The sequence below is a fragment of the Ruegeria sp. E8 genome, assembly GCF_056533985.1.
The window spans coordinates 202,114-215,732 of record NZ_JBQFOY010000004.1 but is presented as its reverse complement, the minus strand read 5'-3'; the positions used below and the strand labels follow the sequence as shown (position 1 = coordinate 215,732).

Genomic DNA, 13,619 nt, shown 5'->3' with positions numbered 1-13,619 from the left:
GCGCTCCGGTCAGGCGTACTCGATACTCAGGATTTCGTATGAGCGCACACCGCCGGGCGTGCGCACCTCGACACTGTCCCCTTCGTCCTTGCCGATAAGGGCGCGGGCGATGGGGGATTTGATGTTCAGCAGGCCGTTTTCGATATTGGCCTCGTATTCGCCAACGATCTGCCAGGTCTTTTCTTCATCGGTATCTTCGTCGACCAATGTAACTTTTGCGCCAAACTTTACCGCGCCCGACAGTTTTGCTGGGTCGATGACGTCGGCCAAAGACAGGATACCTTCCAGTTCCTTGATGCGGCCTTCGATGAAACCCTGCTTTTCGCGGGCAGAGTGGTATTCTGCGTTTTCCTTCAGGTCGCCCAGTTCCCGCGCCGATGCGATGGCTTCGATGATCGCCGGGCGTTCGACGGATTTGAGGTTTTTCAGCTCTGCCTCGAGTGCGGCATTGCCCGCAGGCGTCATCGGGATCTTTTCCATACTCTCTACGTCCACGCAAAAATTGAGTCGCCCCGCCGCACGGAAGCGTCGGGGCGAATGTTGGGTCAACGAGTACCTGACCCAAATGCCACGTGAATTGCAAGAGGTGACAACGGTTACAGCGATCAATTCGCGACTTCGCGCCGGTTTGATTTGGGATGCGGCCGGTGGCGATGATCCGGATGCTTTGATTTAAGCCACCGCTGGGACGGGGTGCAGAGCCACAACATTTCAATCATATTGCACCACTTCGAACTCGATGCCGTTGTCGTCGCGGAAATAGAACCGACGTCCCGGTTCGTAATCGGCGTGGTTGTGGGGTTCGAACCCGGCCTTGCGCACCTTGGCTTCGGTTTCGTCGATATCTTCGACCAGAACACCCACATGGTTCAGCCCGCCAATGACGTCATAGCTGCTTTCGCCCGACTGTTTCGGTTTGTCAGGTGTGTACAGCGCAAGGTAGGTGTGGGCCGAGCCGACATGCACCGTGTATCCACCAGCAATCGCGGGGCCTTCCCACCGGGTTTTCCAGCCAAAGACATTCTCCATCCACGCGGCCGAGGCCTGCGGGTCGCGGACAGTGAAATTGGTATGTTCAAGCGTCGCCATCATGGAATCTCCTGTTTTTTAGGCTTGTCCCGACTCACCGTAATTTCTAAACCTAACTTTAGGTCAAGGTATTTTTGAGGTTGCGATGGCGGTATCGGAAGGGCTGGCAATTGGCGCTTTGGCCCGGCGCACCGGGTTGGCCGTGTCAGCGATCCGGTATTACGAAGCCCAAGGATTGATCTCGCCCTGGCGCAACGCTGGTGGGCAGAGGCGCTATCAGCGGGCTGACATTCGGCGATTGAGTTTCGTCATGATCGCACAGCAATTCGGTCTCACATTGCCTGAAATCCGCGAAGTGTTGTCGGGTCTTCCGGGAAATCGAACGCCTACACCGCAGGATTGGAAGGCGATAAGCCTGCAACTTCGCGCTCATCTGGACCAGCGAATCGATACCCTGACGCGGTTGCGCGACAATCTGGACGGCTGCATTGGATGCGGGTGCCTCAGCCTACCGAAATGTGCGCTTTACAACCCCGATGACCGCGCAAAATCCAATGGTAGCGGTCCCAGATACCTGATGGGGGACAAGCCGGATGCCTGAAGTGTCGAATAGCGGCACTGTTACGCCGTGTTTCGATTGACCAAGGTCTTTCGGACCATGTAATCAGCCGTGAAACAAAATTGCGCCGACCGCACGAAGAAAGCGCTAATTCGGAAAGTTAGCTAAGGAGCCCGCGATGGCCGAGATTGAACGCGAAGCGATGGAATACGATGTGGTGATCGTGGGTGCAGGCCCCGCGGGCCTGTCGGCGGCCATCCGTCTGAAACAGCTGGATGCCGACCTGAACGTTGTCGTTCTGGAAAAGGGTTCCGAAGTAGGCGCGCATATCCTGTCGGGCGCGGTTCTGGACCCTTGCGGCCTGGACGCTCTGATCCCGGACTGGAAAGAAAAGGGCGCGCCGCTGAACGTGCCGGTGCACGAAGACAATTTCTATATGCTGGGTGAGGCGGGCAAGATTCGCATCCCCAACTTCCCGATGCCGCCGCTGATGAACAACCATGGCAACTACATCGTGTCGATGGGCAACGTCTGCCGCTGGATGGCCGAGCAAGCCGAAGAACTGGGCGTTGAAATCTTCCCCGGTATGGCTTGTTCCGAGCTGGTTTACGGCGACAATGGCGAAGTCAAAGGCGTTGTTGCCGGTGTCTTTGGTCTGGAGCCCGATGGGTCTTATGGTCCGGGAACTGAGCCTGGTATGGAGCTGCACGGCAAATATGTCTTCCTGTCGGAAGGTGTTCGCGGCTCGCTATCCAAGGAAGTCATCGCCAAATACGATCTGTCTGCTGGCAAAGAGCCGCAGAAATACGGCGTTGGCATGAAAGAGATCTGGGAGATCGACCCGGCCAAGCACAAAGAAGGCAGCGTCACGCACACCATGGGCTGGCCTCTGGGCAGCAACGCGGGTGGCGGGTCGTTCATTTATCACCTTGAAAACAATCAGGTCTATGTCGGTTTCGTGGTTCACCTGAACTACAAGAACCCGCACCTGTACCCCTACATGGAGTTCCAGCGCTTCAAGCATCACCCGATGGTGGCCGAACTGCTGAAAGGCGGCAAGCGCGTCGCTTACGGCGCCCGTGCAATCACCGAAGGCGGTTACCAGTCGATGCCCAAGCTGGTGGCTCCGGGTGTGGCGCTGCTGGGTTGTTCGGCGGGCATGGTCAACGTGCCGCGCATCAAGGGCAACCACAACGCGATGCTGTCGGGCAAGGCTGCCGCCGAGGCCGCGTTTGACGCCATCAAGGCCGAGCGTTCGGGTGATGAGCTGACCGCTTATGAGGCCGACGTGCGCGATGGCGCAATTGGCGCGGACCTGAAGAAAGTGCGTAACGTCAAGCCGCTGTGGTCGAAATACGGCCTGACCGCCAGCCTGATGCTGGGTGGCATGGATATGTGGACCAACACGCTGGGCTTTTCTCTGCTGGGCACGCTGGGCCACGGCAAGAACGACGCGGAATCCACCGAAGAGGCCAGCAAGCATCAGCCCATCGACTATCCCAAACCCGATGGCACGCTGTCCTTTGACCGTCTGACCAACGTGTCCTTTGCGGCAACCAACCACGAGGAAAGCCAGCCTTGCCACCTGCGCCTGACGGACCCGGATATTCCGGTCAAGGTCAACCTGCCCAAGTTCGACGAACCAGCGCAGCGTTACTGCCCCGCAGGCGTGTATGAAATGGTCGAGGATGAGGACGGGCCGCGATTCGTCATTAACTTCCAGAACTGCGTCCACTGCAAAACCTGCGATATCAAGGACCCCAGCCAGAACATCACCTGGACCACACCGCAGGGTGGGGATGGTCCGAACTATCCCAACATGTAAGCAAAAACATGGACAATGGCAGGGTCGTGAAGGCTCTGCCATTGCCTCTTTCCGACCGAAGCCCTAGCTTGTTTGACAGTCAACGATAGCAAGGCAGGATTTCGGTGGTTTCCCTGGTTCGTCGCGCGGCATTGTCCGTGCTTCTCATGTCGTCGGTCGCAGTACCGGCTTTTTCGGATTCGGGTGCCGGGTCATATCTGGCCGGGCGGCAGGCGATTTACGAAAGCGACTATTCTGCTGCTGAACGGTATTACGCGCAGGCCCTCAGGTTTGATCCTCAAAATGCGCTGTTGCTGGAAAGCGTTGTTGTCGCCCGCATCGCTCTGGGCGAAGTTGCCCGCGCCCTGCCCATCGCAGAACAAATCGAAGAAGCCAATTTGCCCAGTCAGGCCGCGCGCATGGCGATTTCGGCCAACCTGATTGCAGATGGAAAATTGGACGAACTTCTGGCTCGCGACCCTGAAACGCAGGGTATCGGTCCTCTGGTTGACGGTTTGATGACCGCCTGGGCCTATCTGGGTCAGGGTGAGATGACCAAAGCGATGGAGCAGTTCGATTCTGTCGCCACGCAGGATGGCCTCAAGGAATTCGCGCTGTATCACAAGGCCATGGCCTTGGCGTCCATCGGTGATTTCGAAGCTGCCGAGGCGGTTTTTGGTATCGACGACGGCACGGTTGCCCGGTTCTCGCGCCGGGCTGCGCTGGCCCGCACCGAAGTTTTGTCTCAGCTGGATCGAAACGAAGACGCCATTCAGTTTCTGGAAGATGTGTTCGTCGCAGGCAGCGACCCGACCATTGAAGCGTACACCAGCCAATTGGCGGTGGGTGAGACTTTGCCGTTTACGCACGCCCGCTCGGCCACGGACGGAATGGCAGAGATATTCTTTACCGTGGGTGCTGCCCTGAACAGCGAAGCCTCGGCGGATTATGTCCTGCTCTACACGCGGTTAGCCAATTTTCTGCGCCCTGACCACGTCGACGCCATTCTGCTGAGCGCAGAGTTGCTGGACAAGTTGCAGCAATATGATCTGGCCGTTGCGGCCTATCGTACTGTCCCGACAGACAGCAACGACCATCACGCGGCTGAATTGGGCCGGGCCGAAGTATTGGACCGGTCGGGAAAAACCGACGCGGCAATTGAAGTTTTGCAGAATCTGGCAGCGCAAGACCCCGATCTGCCCAGCGTGCATGTTTCTCTGGCGGATTTGCAGCGGCGACAGGAGAACTATGCGGCTGCGGTAGCCTCCTATGACACTGCGATTGCCCTGACGGATAGCGCGGCGGGCGGAAACTGGTTCCTGCACTATGCGCGCGGCATTAGCCATGAACGCCTGAAGCAGTGGGATCAGGCCGAAGCCGATTTCCGTCGGGCGCTGGAGCTGAACCCCGATCAGCCTCAGGTTTTGAACTATCTGGGCTATTCTCTGGTGGAACGTAAAGAGAAGCTGGATGAGGCGCTGGACATGATCCAACGCGCCGTCGCGGCCCGCCCGGACAGCGGCTATATCGTTGACAGCCTGGGCTGGGTGCTGTTCCGTCTGGGTCGCTACGACGAGGCGGTTGAACACATGGAGCGAGCGGTCGAGCTGATGCCCGTCGATCCTGTGGTCAATGATCATCTGGGTGATGTCTATTGGGCCGTCGGACGCGCGCGAGAGGCCGAGTTCCAGTGGAGCCGTGCCCTGTCTTTCATTGATCCGGAAGATACCGATGGCGAGGCGGATCCGGGTCGCATTCGGCGCAAGATCGAGGTCGGGCTGGATACCGTTCTGGCCGAAGAAGGTGCCGAGCCCTTGAAAGTCGCCAATGGAAATTAAGGCGTTTGCGCCCGCCAAGATCAACCTGACCCTGCATGTGACTGGCCGTCGAGACGACGGCTATCATCTGTTGGATTCATTGGTGGTTTTTGCCGATCTGGGCGATCAGCTGACATTCAGACCCGGTCCCGAGCTGTCCATGGATGTGCTTGGCGAGTTTGCCGATGGCGTGCCCACGGACAGCCGAAATTTGGTCTGGAAAGCGGCTGAGGGCGTCGGTTGGACTGGGCATATCGATCTGAGCAAATCTCTGCCTCACGGGGCCGGCATCGGTGGTGGATCGTCGGATGCGGCGGCCACGCTTCGGGCTTTGTCAGGGCAGGGTCACGACGTTCCGGCGGACCTGCCGTTGTCATTGGGGGCTGACGTGCCCGTTTGCCTGGAAGGCCGCGCGATCAGGATGCAAGGTATTGGCGATCAATTGACTGCGGTGAACCTTCCGCACCTGCCAGCGGTTCTGGTCAACCCGAACGTGCCGGTGCCGACAGGCTCCGTTTTCAATGCGCTGGCGTCCAGTGACAATCCGCCGATGCCTGACGGTATCCCGCAGTTTGTAAGCGCAGACGATTGCGCCCAGTGGCTGCGTGAACAGCGCAATGACCTGCAGGTGCCAGCCACGAGCGTCGCGCCCGAGATTGAGCAGGTTCTGGATGAACTGAACACGACAAATCGCGCGCTGGTGGCGCGCATGTCGGGCTCGGGCTCGACCTGTTTCGCGCTGTATCCGACGATGAAAGACGCGCATTTTGCGGCTTATGAGATCGGCGCAGCCCATCCCGATTGGTGGTGTCGCGCCACTCAGCTTAATTGAGGCGCGAAACCACGTAATCGGCCAGTTCGCGTAACAGGCTGCGAATCTCATGATCTGGCAGCACGTCCAGCGATGCCTTGGCTTTGTTGGCCCAGCCCAGTGCGTCTTGCCGGGTTTCTTCGAGCGTGGCGTACTTGTCCATCAAACCCAGCGCATGTTCCAGATCACCATCCTGCTGGCGGCCCTTTTCGATCGTGCGTTCCCAAAAGGCGCGCTCCCCAGCCGTGGATTGCGCCACCGCCTTGATGACAGGCAGAGTCAGCTTGCGCTCACGGAAATCATCGCCGACGTTCTTGCCGGTAGCCTTGCTGTCGCCCTGATAGTCCAGCAGGTCGTCCGCTATCTGGAACGCGATCCCCAAAGAGTCACCATAGTCGAACAATGCTTTCACTTGCTCTTCCGAGGCACCGGCGATCACGCCGCCCACCTCGGTTGCGGCCGAGAACAATGCGGCTGTCTTGCCACGCACGACCTGCAAATAGACGCTTTCATCGGTTCGCAGATCGGTTGCCGCGGTCATTTGCAGCACCTCGCCTTCGGCAATAGTGGCCGAGGCGTTGGCCAGAATGTCCAGAACCCGAAGGGATCCGGTTTCGACCATCAGTTGGAAGCTGCGGGAAAACAGGTAGTCACCAACCAGAACGCTGGATTTGTTATCCCACAGCAGGTTTGCGGTTGGACGACCGCGCCGCTGCGCGCTCTCATCCACAACGTCGTCATGCAACAGGGTGGCGGTGTGGATAAACTCGACCGTCGCAGCAAGGCGCACGTGGTGGTCACCCGGATAGCCGAACAGACGCGCGGCTGCCAATGTCAGCATTGGGCGCAGACGCTTTCCACCCGCTTCCACCAGATGCTGAGTCACTTCCGGGATACGCGGCGCATGGTCCGACGCCATCCGAGTGCGGATCAGCCCGTTCACGGCCTCCATCTCACCCGCCAGAATTTCAGCGAGGCGCTCATGCGGTTTCGAGATCATGTCGACGGTCATCACACTCCTGATACAAGGCTCGACTTCCGCCTCGCCTTGCCCTTACATCCATCCCCATGAAAGAACTTCTGCGCAGCACCGATCCCACCATTCTGGCCTTTGCATCCGCTCTCCTTGAAGGCGAGGATATAGACTGCTTTCAGATGGACGTAAATATGAGCATCCTCGAAGGCGGCATTGGAATCTTTCCCCGCCGCCTTATGGTGCGGGCCGAAGACCTGAGCCGGGCCGAGCGAGTGATGCGCGATAACGAGATCCCGCTGGGCCGATGACGCGCTTTGCCGACAATGAATTGACGAGCAACGATTTCCTGGGTGGCCGGGTGCGATTGCTGCAACCTGCGTCAGGATATCGCGCCGGGGTAGACCCGGTTTTGCTGGCCGCGTCCGTGCCTGCCAGGGCCGGGCAGTCCGTGCTGGAACTGGGATGCGGCGCTGGCGCTGCCATTCTGTGCCTGTCCGCGCGGGTGCCCGGGCTGCAACTGACCGGTGTTGAATTGCAGCCAGCCTATGCCGATCTGGCCCGCCGGAACGCCGAAATCAACGGTGCCAAGCTGGATGTCGTCGAGGCGGACCTGACAGCCTTGCCCGATGAGTTCCGACAGCGTCACTTCGATCACATTATTGCGAACCCGCCTTACTACCGTGCCGGGGCGCATAGTCCCGCCAGCGACACGGGGCGCAGTATAGCGCTGGGCGAAGATACCCCACTGAGTGACTGGATCATCGTCGCGGCCAAACGCCTTGCCCCGCGCGGGTACCTGCACATGATCCAGAAAGCCGATCGTCTGCCCGATATGCTGACAGCCTGTCAGGAAAAGCTGGGTTCAATCGAGGTCCTGCCGCTCAGCGCGCGGGTGGGCCGCGAGGCGGAACTGATCATCCTGAGCGCCCGCAAAGCGGGGCGTGCGGCTTTTCGCCTTCACGCGCCATTGATTCTGCACGCAGGTGAACGGCACGAAAAAGACGGCGAAAGCTATACAAAGGCGGTCTCGGCAGTGCTTCGGCAGGCCGCCGCGCTGCCCCGGTTCTGACGCCCATCGGCAATGACCAGCCGAATTTGTCGGATTTATTACAGAATCTGTGCGTCTGCAGCGTGACAGGGTGGAAACGATGTGATCAACTTCTTACGTGACATACAGACACGTAAACAAGGAGGATCGCAATGAGCGTGAGCGCACATCTGACGGAACTGAAGAAAAAGCACGAATCTCTCGGTCTAGAAGTGGAACAAGCCCAACGCTCGCCAGGCATCGATGATCTCCATATTGCTCAGCTGAAAAAACAGAAGCTCAAGCTGAAAGAAGAGATCGAACGCCTGTCTGCTTAAGTTTTCAGGCTGGCGCGGGCCGCTATCAATGCCCCGCCGGTGATCAAAACGGCCGCGATCGCAAGCCCCCAGGATGGGGCGGCGATCCCGGCCACAACCAAAGCAAGGGTCGACAGTAACGGGGCCGCGTATGATGAGGTTCCGAGCATCTGGATGTCCCCTTGCTTGACCCCAATGTCCCACACATAAAACGCCAGTCCGACGGGTCCGAGGCCAAGTGCCATAACCGACATCCAGCCAAGGGTCGTTTCTGGTAGTATCGTGTCTTCTAGGGCCAGATGCAGCAAACCGGACGCCAGCGCCGCTGCCAGACAAAACACCGCGACAGAGCTTGTTGGTGTGTCACCCAGTTTGCGCGACAGAACGGAATAGCCCGACCACGTCAGGGCGCAGAGCAGGGCCAACGCGTATCCCGGCAGATGTTGCGCCTGAAAGCCTGCGCTGCCGCCTCCGGTGATGATTACGGCGGCACCGGCAAAGCCAAGACAGGCTCCGATCAGGTGGCCAGCGCGCAAATGCTCACCCGGCAACAGGCCAGACAGCAGAACGATCAGCAAAGGCCAGAGATAGGCGATCAGCCCAGCCTCGGCGGCAGGGGCCATGCGCAGGGCTGAAAAATACAGCGCGTGATAGCCGAACAGGCCCAATGCGCCAAACAGATAGGTCGTCCAGGGAACCTGCCGTAACCCGTTCAGCCCGCCCGTAGACGCCGCCCAGATCAGCCCAAGCGTGCCGCCAATCGTGAAACAGATGGTGTTCAGCAGCAGCGGTGGTGTGGGTGCTGACCCGACTGTGAACAGCGCAAGCAAAGCCCACAGCAAAACTGCGACGAAACCGATAACGGTGGCGCGGGATCGGGTCATGAATCTCTGAGTTCCTTTTCGGAGATGATCTCAAAATCATCCCACATATGCGCGGTCTTTTCGATTTCCGCAAAGAACCATTCCCGAAAGGCGGCGATTTGCGGGCGGTTCTTGATTTCAGGCAAGCACAAAAAGCGGAACCGCGCCTGGGTCTGGACAGCCACCTTGAAGGGCGCGACCAGCCGACCTTCGCGCACGTCTTTGATGATCAGAGGCCGCCGCCCCAGTGCAACACCCAGGCCGGCACAGGCCGCATCGATCGCATGATCAGGTTGCGAGAAGTGCGTGCCGGTGGACGGAGAATAGGGTACGCCGACCGCACGAAACCATGATGGCCAGTCGCAGCCGGGCGCGACCTGAACAAGCGAGTCGTCGAATATCAATGGCGCATCGCTAAGCGACCCGGGGGACTGAAATCGCTCATGCAGTTCCGGTGTCATGACCGGTGTTACCCAATCAGGACGGGCGGCATAGGAGGCCAGACCGGTGTCGTCCGAAATCCCGAAACGGATCGCGACGTCCACGTCATCACGCCGCAGATCGACGACCTTTAGGGATGCGGACAGCCGAAGTTCGATTTCGGGATGGATTCGGGCAAATTCGAACAGGCGCGGGGCCAGCCATTTCGCGGTCAATGCGGGGCCTGCGGTTACGGTAAGACTGGTTTCATCATTTTGCCTCCGCACAGCACGCCACGCGGCTTGCAAGGCGGCAAACCCTTCTGCTGCGCCGGGGGCAAGGGACCGGCCCGCCTCGGTCAGTTCGACGGCGCGGTTCAGGCGGCGAAACAGCGGTCGCCCCAGGTGTTCCTCAAGTGATTTGATTTGAAAGGACAGCGCAGCCGGTGTCACATGCAGCTCTTCTGCCGCCTTCGCGAAAGACATGTGCCGGGCTGCGGCATCAAAAGCGCGCAGTGCGGTCAGCGGGGGCAGGTAATCGCTCATAGTGAAGTAAAACTTAACTGAAGATCCAAAAAGCTCGTTTGTCGACTTCTTTCTTAGCCTTCATATTCAATTCAGGTCAAACAAAACTGATTTGAAAGGAGACCGCCATGATCGAGATGACAGCAAATCCCGCCACCCAGATGGCGATCCTGCGCGCCCATCAAGAGCGTAGCCGGGTGGTCTGGCAGTTTTGGGGATGGATTTTCGGTTCCCGCTGATCGCAGCGCGCGCGATCTTACGGGATAAGAAAGGGCCGGTCCAAAAGGACCGGCCCGCTTTTTCTTCTAAAACCTGGATCAGACGAAAAACTGCGCACCGTTGGCCGAAATGGTCGAGCCGTTGATGAACTGCGAGTCGTCCGAAGCGAGGAAGGCCACGCAGCGCGCGATTTCCTCAGGCTCACCCAGGCGACCGGCCGGAATCTGACCGATGATGGATTCGCGTACCTTTTCAGGCACGGCCATAACCATTTCGGTTGCGATGTAGCCGGGGCAGATGGCGTTGGCGGTGATGCCGGCGCGCGCACCTTCCTGCGCCAGAGACTTCACGATGCCCAGGTCGCCAGCCTTGGTCGCAGCATAGTTCACCTGAGCGAACTGACCTTTCTGACCGTTGATCGAGCTGATGACGATGACGCGACCAAATTTGCGTTCACGCATACCGGGCCAGACGGGGTGCACGGTGTTGAACACGCCGGTCAGGTTGGTGTCGATCACGTCTTTCCACTGATCGGGTGTCATTTTGTGGAACGGCGCGTCGCGGGTGATGCCCGCGTTGGCGACGACGATATCGATGGGGCCAACCTCAGCCTCAACTTTTTCGATGCCTGCTTTGGATTCGTCGTAATCGGCGACGTTCCATTTGTAAGTCTTGATACCGGTTTCTTCGGTGAACTTGGCCGCGGCTTCGTCGTTCCCCGCGTAGGTGGCCGCAACGTTGTACCCTTCGGCTTTGAGCGCCTTGGAAATTGCTGCGCCGATGCCGCGAGAGCCGCCGGTAACGAGTGCTGTACGTGCCATTTAGGAATCCTCCAATTTAAGTCGTCTTGGTAATGCTGTTACTTTGAGAGGTGATCGTGCGCAATATTGTTTCGTCATGAATATCAGAATTCCGGGTGGCAATATCGTCGCATCTAAGGGGTAGGGTCTCAATGTAACAAAAAAGGGCGCCCAGCGGACGCCCGTTTCTATTTGGCTATCAACGCAATTAGTCGCGCTCCACGCACAGGGCGACACCCATGCCGCCACCGATGCAGAGGGTCGCGAGACCTTTCTTCGCGTCGCGACGCTTCATTTCAAACAGAAGCGTGTTCAGAACGCGGCAGCCCGAAGCGCCGATTGGGTGACCGATGGCAATTGCGCCGCCGTTGACGTTCACGATCGACGGGTCCCAACCCATGTCCTTGTTGACGGCGCAGGCTTGCGCGGCAAAGGCTTCGTTGGCTTCGACCAGGTCCAGATCGTCAACCGACCAGCCAGCCTTTTCCAGCGCCTTGCGCGAGGCGTAGATCGGACCGACGCCCATGATCGACGGGTCCAGACCAGCTGTCGCGTAAGATGCGATGCGGGCCAGAGGCTCAATCCCGCGCTTTTCGGCGTTTTCAGCCGACATCAGCAGGGTGGCGGCCGCGCCGTCGTTCAGGCCCGAAGCGTTGGCCGCAGTGACCGAGCCGTCCTTGGTGAAGGCCGGGCGCAGTTTGGCCATCGCTTCCATTGTTGCGCCGTGACGGATGTACTCGTCCTTGTCCATCACGATGTCGCCCTTGCGGGTCTTGATGGTAAACGGGACGATCTCGTCGGCGAATTTGCCAGCGTTCTGCGCGGCTTCAGCTTTGTTCTGCGAAGCAACGGCGAATTCGTCCTGCATATCGCGGCTGATCTGCCATTTCTCGGCAACATTTTCAGCGGTCTGACCCATGTGATAGCCGTTGAACGCATCCCACAGACCATCGCGGATCATCGTGTCGATGTATTTCATATCGCCCATCTTGTGACCGGCGCGCAGCGCGGCGGCGTGGGGCGACAGGGTCATGTTTTCTTGACCGCCAGCAGCAACGATTTCGGCGTCACCCAACTGAATGTGCTGAGCACCCAGCGCAACGGCACGCAGACCCGAGCCGCACACCTGGTTGATGCCCCAGGCTGCGCTTTCCTGCGGCAGACCGGCATTGATGTGCGCTTGACGTGCGGGGTTCTGTCCCTGGGCTGCGGTCAGAACCTGTCCCATGATGGTTTCGCTAACCTCGCCTTTTTCAACTCCGGCGCGCTCGACAACTGCTTCTAGGACGGCAGCGCCCAGATCATGTGCAGGGGTGTTCGCAAACGAACCACTGAAGCTGCCGACACCTGTGCGTGCGGCGGATGCGATTACTACGTTGGTCATATGATCAGTCCTTTACCGTCATGGGCCAGCGGAATTTCTGACGGCGCAGGCCGAGAGTTGCCCTCTCGAAACAAGAGCGCCCCGTGATCCCCCGCTCAAGTACTCTTGCAATAGCGTAATGCTGCACATGCAGCAACGGGCAGCTTGTCTCACTGTCGGAAAAAGCAAGAATATGTAGATCAGCAGGTGCTCAACTTCCTGTTTTTGATCTATTTTCAGGCTTCCAGGGCTCCGAGACACTGGGTGCGCCGTAAAGGAAGCCCTGCAGGCAATCCACACCGCTGGCGACAAGAAAGGCGGCGTCCTCCTGTGTTTCGACCGATTCGGCCGTGACCAGAATTTCAAATTCGCGCGCCACAGCGATCAGGGCGCGGACCAGTGTCTGGTTGTCAGGATTGGTGCTTATGCCCCGCACAAACTGCCCATCGATCTTGGCTGCGTCGAACAAAAATTCGCGAAAATGGCGGAAACTGAAATTGCTGGCGCCGAAATCGTCCAAAGCAAAGGCGATACCGCGATCCTGCAATCGATCCATGAAATCGACGACCAATTCCGGCACCTGCATGGCCGAGTTTTCGGAAATCTCGAGAATCAACCGCTCTCCCAAGCTGGCATCCCGTTTTAGGAATCTGTCCAGTATGCTGGACCAGTTGGAATAGCCGATTGAGCGGGCAGACATGTTGATCGACAGGCGAATGTCGGGATTTTTTACCAATATGCGCAGCCCGAGCTCTAACGCGACGCAGTCCAGTTCGCGACCGATGGGGGTATTTTCAACCTGTGGCATGAATTCGCGCGCGGGGATGACGCGTCCGGTTTCATCCAGAACGCGTATGAACCCTTCGTAAAACGCAACGCCATGCGGCGCGCGCGCTTGGATCACCGGCTGAAAGGCCAGTTTGCATTGTTTGTGGTTCACCGCGTCGGTTGCCATCTGAACAACCGAGTGATCCCGCGTCGAAACCGCCGCGTTCAGCGGGCTGTCCGATCCTGCGGGCAGGTTCGCCAATTTCTTGTTTCCCATAATCGCGAGTTCCCATGTGTCCGGGATAGGTGTCTGGACACAATC

Annotated in this window: 15 protein-coding genes; 7 read left to right on the top strand and 8 right to left on the bottom strand. The window is 58.7% G+C overall.

Features of this window, described 5'->3' with window-relative positions; genetic code table 11:
- Positions 1-9 precede the first annotated feature (9 nt).
- Positions 10-480 (bottom strand): transcription elongation factor GreA, encoded by a 471-nt coding sequence (gene greA / locus ACR0LF_RS07895; protein ID WP_170346321.1) that lies wholly within the window; start codon positions 478-480, stop codon positions 10-12.
- Positions 481-711: 231 nt separating this feature from the next.
- Positions 712-1,092: a VOC family protein gene (locus ACR0LF_RS07890; protein ID WP_480579388.1), complete on the bottom strand. Its 381-nt coding sequence runs from the start codon at positions 1,090-1,092 to the stop codon at positions 712-714.
- An 82-nt stretch (positions 1,093-1,174) separates the two neighbouring features.
- Between ACR0LF_RS07890 and soxR the strand changes: the two genes are divergently transcribed.
- From soxR to ACR0LF_RS07870, 4 genes are all read left to right on the top strand, one after another.
- The gene (gene soxR / locus ACR0LF_RS07885) at positions 1,175-1,630 is read left to right on the top strand and encodes a redox-sensitive transcriptional activator SoxR (RefSeq protein WP_480579386.1); all 456 of its coding nucleotides are present in this window, start codon (positions 1,175-1,177) and stop codon (positions 1,628-1,630) included.
- A 136-nt stretch (positions 1,631-1,766) separates the two neighbouring features.
- The gene (locus ACR0LF_RS07880) at positions 1,767-3,413 is read left to right on the top strand and encodes an electron transfer flavoprotein-ubiquinone oxidoreductase (protein ID WP_480579384.1); all 1,647 of its coding nucleotides are present in this window, start codon (positions 1,767-1,769) and stop codon (positions 3,411-3,413) included.
- Between the two features lie 146 nt (positions 3,414-3,559).
- Complete coding sequence (locus ACR0LF_RS07875; protein WP_480579578.1) at positions 3,560-5,230, top strand: tetratricopeptide repeat protein; 1,671 nt, start codon at positions 3,560-3,562, stop codon at positions 5,228-5,230.
- Positions 5,220-6,041: a 4-(cytidine 5'-diphospho)-2-C-methyl-D-erythritol kinase gene (locus ACR0LF_RS07870; protein ID WP_480579382.1), complete on the top strand. Its 822-nt coding sequence runs from the start codon at positions 5,220-5,222 to the stop codon at positions 6,039-6,041. The genes ACR0LF_RS07875 and ACR0LF_RS07870 overlap by 11 nt, the downstream gene beginning before the upstream one ends.
- Here ACR0LF_RS07870 and ACR0LF_RS07865 read toward each other — a convergent pair.
- The gene (locus tag ACR0LF_RS07865; protein ID WP_480579380.1) at positions 6,034-7,032 is read right to left on the bottom strand and encodes a polyprenyl synthetase family protein; all 999 of its coding nucleotides are present in this window, start codon (positions 7,030-7,032) and stop codon (positions 6,034-6,036) included. The genes ACR0LF_RS07870 and ACR0LF_RS07865 overlap by 8 nt on opposite strands.
- A 56-nt stretch (positions 7,033-7,088) precedes the next feature.
- Between ACR0LF_RS07865 and ACR0LF_RS07860 the strand changes: the two genes are divergently transcribed.
- The 3 genes from ACR0LF_RS07860 (at position 7,089) to ACR0LF_RS07850 (ending at position 8,361) form a co-directional block, all read left to right on the top strand.
- Positions 7,089-7,304 (top strand): putative signal transducing protein, encoded by a 216-nt coding sequence (locus tag ACR0LF_RS07860; RefSeq protein ID WP_480579378.1) that lies wholly within the window; start codon positions 7,089-7,091, stop codon positions 7,302-7,304.
- Entirely contained in the window at positions 7,301-8,065 is a 765-nt protein-coding gene (locus tag ACR0LF_RS07855; RefSeq protein WP_480579376.1) for a tRNA1(Val) (adenine(37)-N6)-methyltransferase, read from the top strand. Before ACR0LF_RS07860 ends, ACR0LF_RS07855 begins: the two co-directional genes overlap by 4 nt.
- A 131-nt stretch (positions 8,066-8,196) precedes the next feature.
- Positions 8,197-8,361, top strand: a complete 165-nt coding sequence (locus ACR0LF_RS07850; protein ID WP_083445267.1) for a YdcH family protein — start codon at positions 8,197-8,199, stop codon at positions 8,359-8,361.
- Here the strand turns inward: ACR0LF_RS07850 and yddG are convergent.
- The 5 genes from yddG to ACR0LF_RS07825 all read right to left on the bottom strand — a co-directional run bounded on the left by yddG (position 8,358) and on the right by ACR0LF_RS07825 (position 13,574).
- Entirely contained in the window at positions 8,358-9,224 is an 867-nt protein-coding gene (gene yddG, locus ACR0LF_RS07845) for an aromatic amino acid exporter YddG (protein WP_480579374.1), read from the bottom strand. The two genes, ACR0LF_RS07850 and yddG, sit on opposite strands and share 4 nt — an antisense overlap.
- The gene (locus ACR0LF_RS07840; RefSeq protein ID WP_480579372.1) at positions 9,221-10,168 is read right to left on the bottom strand and encodes a transcriptional regulator GcvA; all 948 of its coding nucleotides are present in this window, start codon (positions 10,166-10,168) and stop codon (positions 9,221-9,223) included. The genes yddG and ACR0LF_RS07840 overlap by 4 nt, the downstream gene beginning before the upstream one ends.
- Positions 10,169-10,464: 296 nt before the next feature.
- The gene (gene phbB, locus ACR0LF_RS07835) at positions 10,465-11,187 is read right to left on the bottom strand and encodes an acetoacetyl-CoA reductase (protein WP_171093728.1); all 723 of its coding nucleotides are present in this window, start codon (positions 11,185-11,187) and stop codon (positions 10,465-10,467) included.
- Positions 11,188-11,374: 187 nt separating this feature from the next.
- On the bottom strand, positions 11,375-12,550 hold the full coding sequence (locus tag ACR0LF_RS07830) for an acetyl-CoA C-acetyltransferase (protein WP_480579370.1): 1,176 nt from the start codon (positions 12,548-12,550) through the stop codon (positions 11,375-11,377).
- Between the two features lie 190 nt (positions 12,551-12,740).
- Complete coding sequence (locus ACR0LF_RS07825; RefSeq protein ID WP_480579368.1) at positions 12,741-13,574, bottom strand: EAL domain-containing protein; 834 nt, start codon at positions 13,572-13,574, stop codon at positions 12,741-12,743.
- Positions 13,575-13,619 lie beyond the last annotated feature (45 nt).

What these genes read in the sequence shown, in the direction of transcription:
- greA (WP_170346321.1), bottom strand. Translation starts at nt 480, where the DNA reads ATGGAAAAGATCCCGATGACGCCTGCGGGCAATGCCGCACTCGAGGCA.
- ACR0LF_RS07890 (WP_480579388.1), bottom strand. Translation starts at nt 1,092, where the DNA reads ATGATGGCGACGCTTGAACATACCAATTTCACTGTCCGCGACCCGCAG.
- soxR (WP_480579386.1), top strand. Translation starts at nt 1,175, where the DNA reads ATGGCGGTATCGGAAGGGCTGGCAATTGGCGCTTTGGCCCGGCGCACC.
- ACR0LF_RS07880 (WP_480579384.1), top strand. Translation starts at nt 1,767, where the DNA reads ATGGCCGAGATTGAACGCGAAGCGATGGAATACGATGTGGTGATCGTG.
- ACR0LF_RS07875 (WP_480579578.1), top strand. Translation starts at nt 3,560, where the DNA reads ATGTCGTCGGTCGCAGTACCGGCTTTTTCGGATTCGGGTGCCGGGTCA.
- ACR0LF_RS07870 (WP_480579382.1), top strand. Translation starts at nt 5,220, where the DNA reads ATGGAAATTAAGGCGTTTGCGCCCGCCAAGATCAACCTGACCCTGCAT.
- ACR0LF_RS07865 (WP_480579380.1), bottom strand. Translation starts at nt 7,032, where the DNA reads ATGACCGTCGACATGATCTCGAAACCGCATGAGCGCCTCGCTGAAATT.
- ACR0LF_RS07860 (WP_480579378.1), top strand. Translation starts at nt 7,089, where the DNA reads ATGAAAGAACTTCTGCGCAGCACCGATCCCACCATTCTGGCCTTTGCA.
- ACR0LF_RS07855 (WP_480579376.1), top strand. Translation starts at nt 7,301, where the DNA reads ATGACGCGCTTTGCCGACAATGAATTGACGAGCAACGATTTCCTGGGT.
- ACR0LF_RS07850 (WP_083445267.1), top strand. Translation starts at nt 8,197, where the DNA reads ATGAGCGTGAGCGCACATCTGACGGAACTGAAGAAAAAGCACGAATCT.
- yddG (WP_480579374.1), bottom strand. Translation starts at nt 9,224, where the DNA reads ATGACCCGATCCCGCGCCACCGTTATCGGTTTCGTCGCAGTTTTGCTG.
- ACR0LF_RS07840 (WP_480579372.1), bottom strand. Translation starts at nt 10,168, where the DNA reads ATGAGCGATTACCTGCCCCCGCTGACCGCACTGCGCGCTTTTGATGCC.
- phbB (WP_171093728.1), bottom strand. Translation starts at nt 11,187, where the DNA reads ATGGCACGTACAGCACTCGTTACCGGCGGCTCTCGCGGCATCGGCGCA.
- ACR0LF_RS07830 (WP_480579370.1), bottom strand. Translation starts at nt 12,550, where the DNA reads ATGACCAACGTAGTAATCGCATCCGCCGCACGCACAGGTGTCGGCAGC.
- ACR0LF_RS07825 (WP_480579368.1), bottom strand. Translation starts at nt 13,574, where the DNA reads ATGGGAAACAAGAAATTGGCGAACCTGCCCGCAGGATCGGACAGCCCG.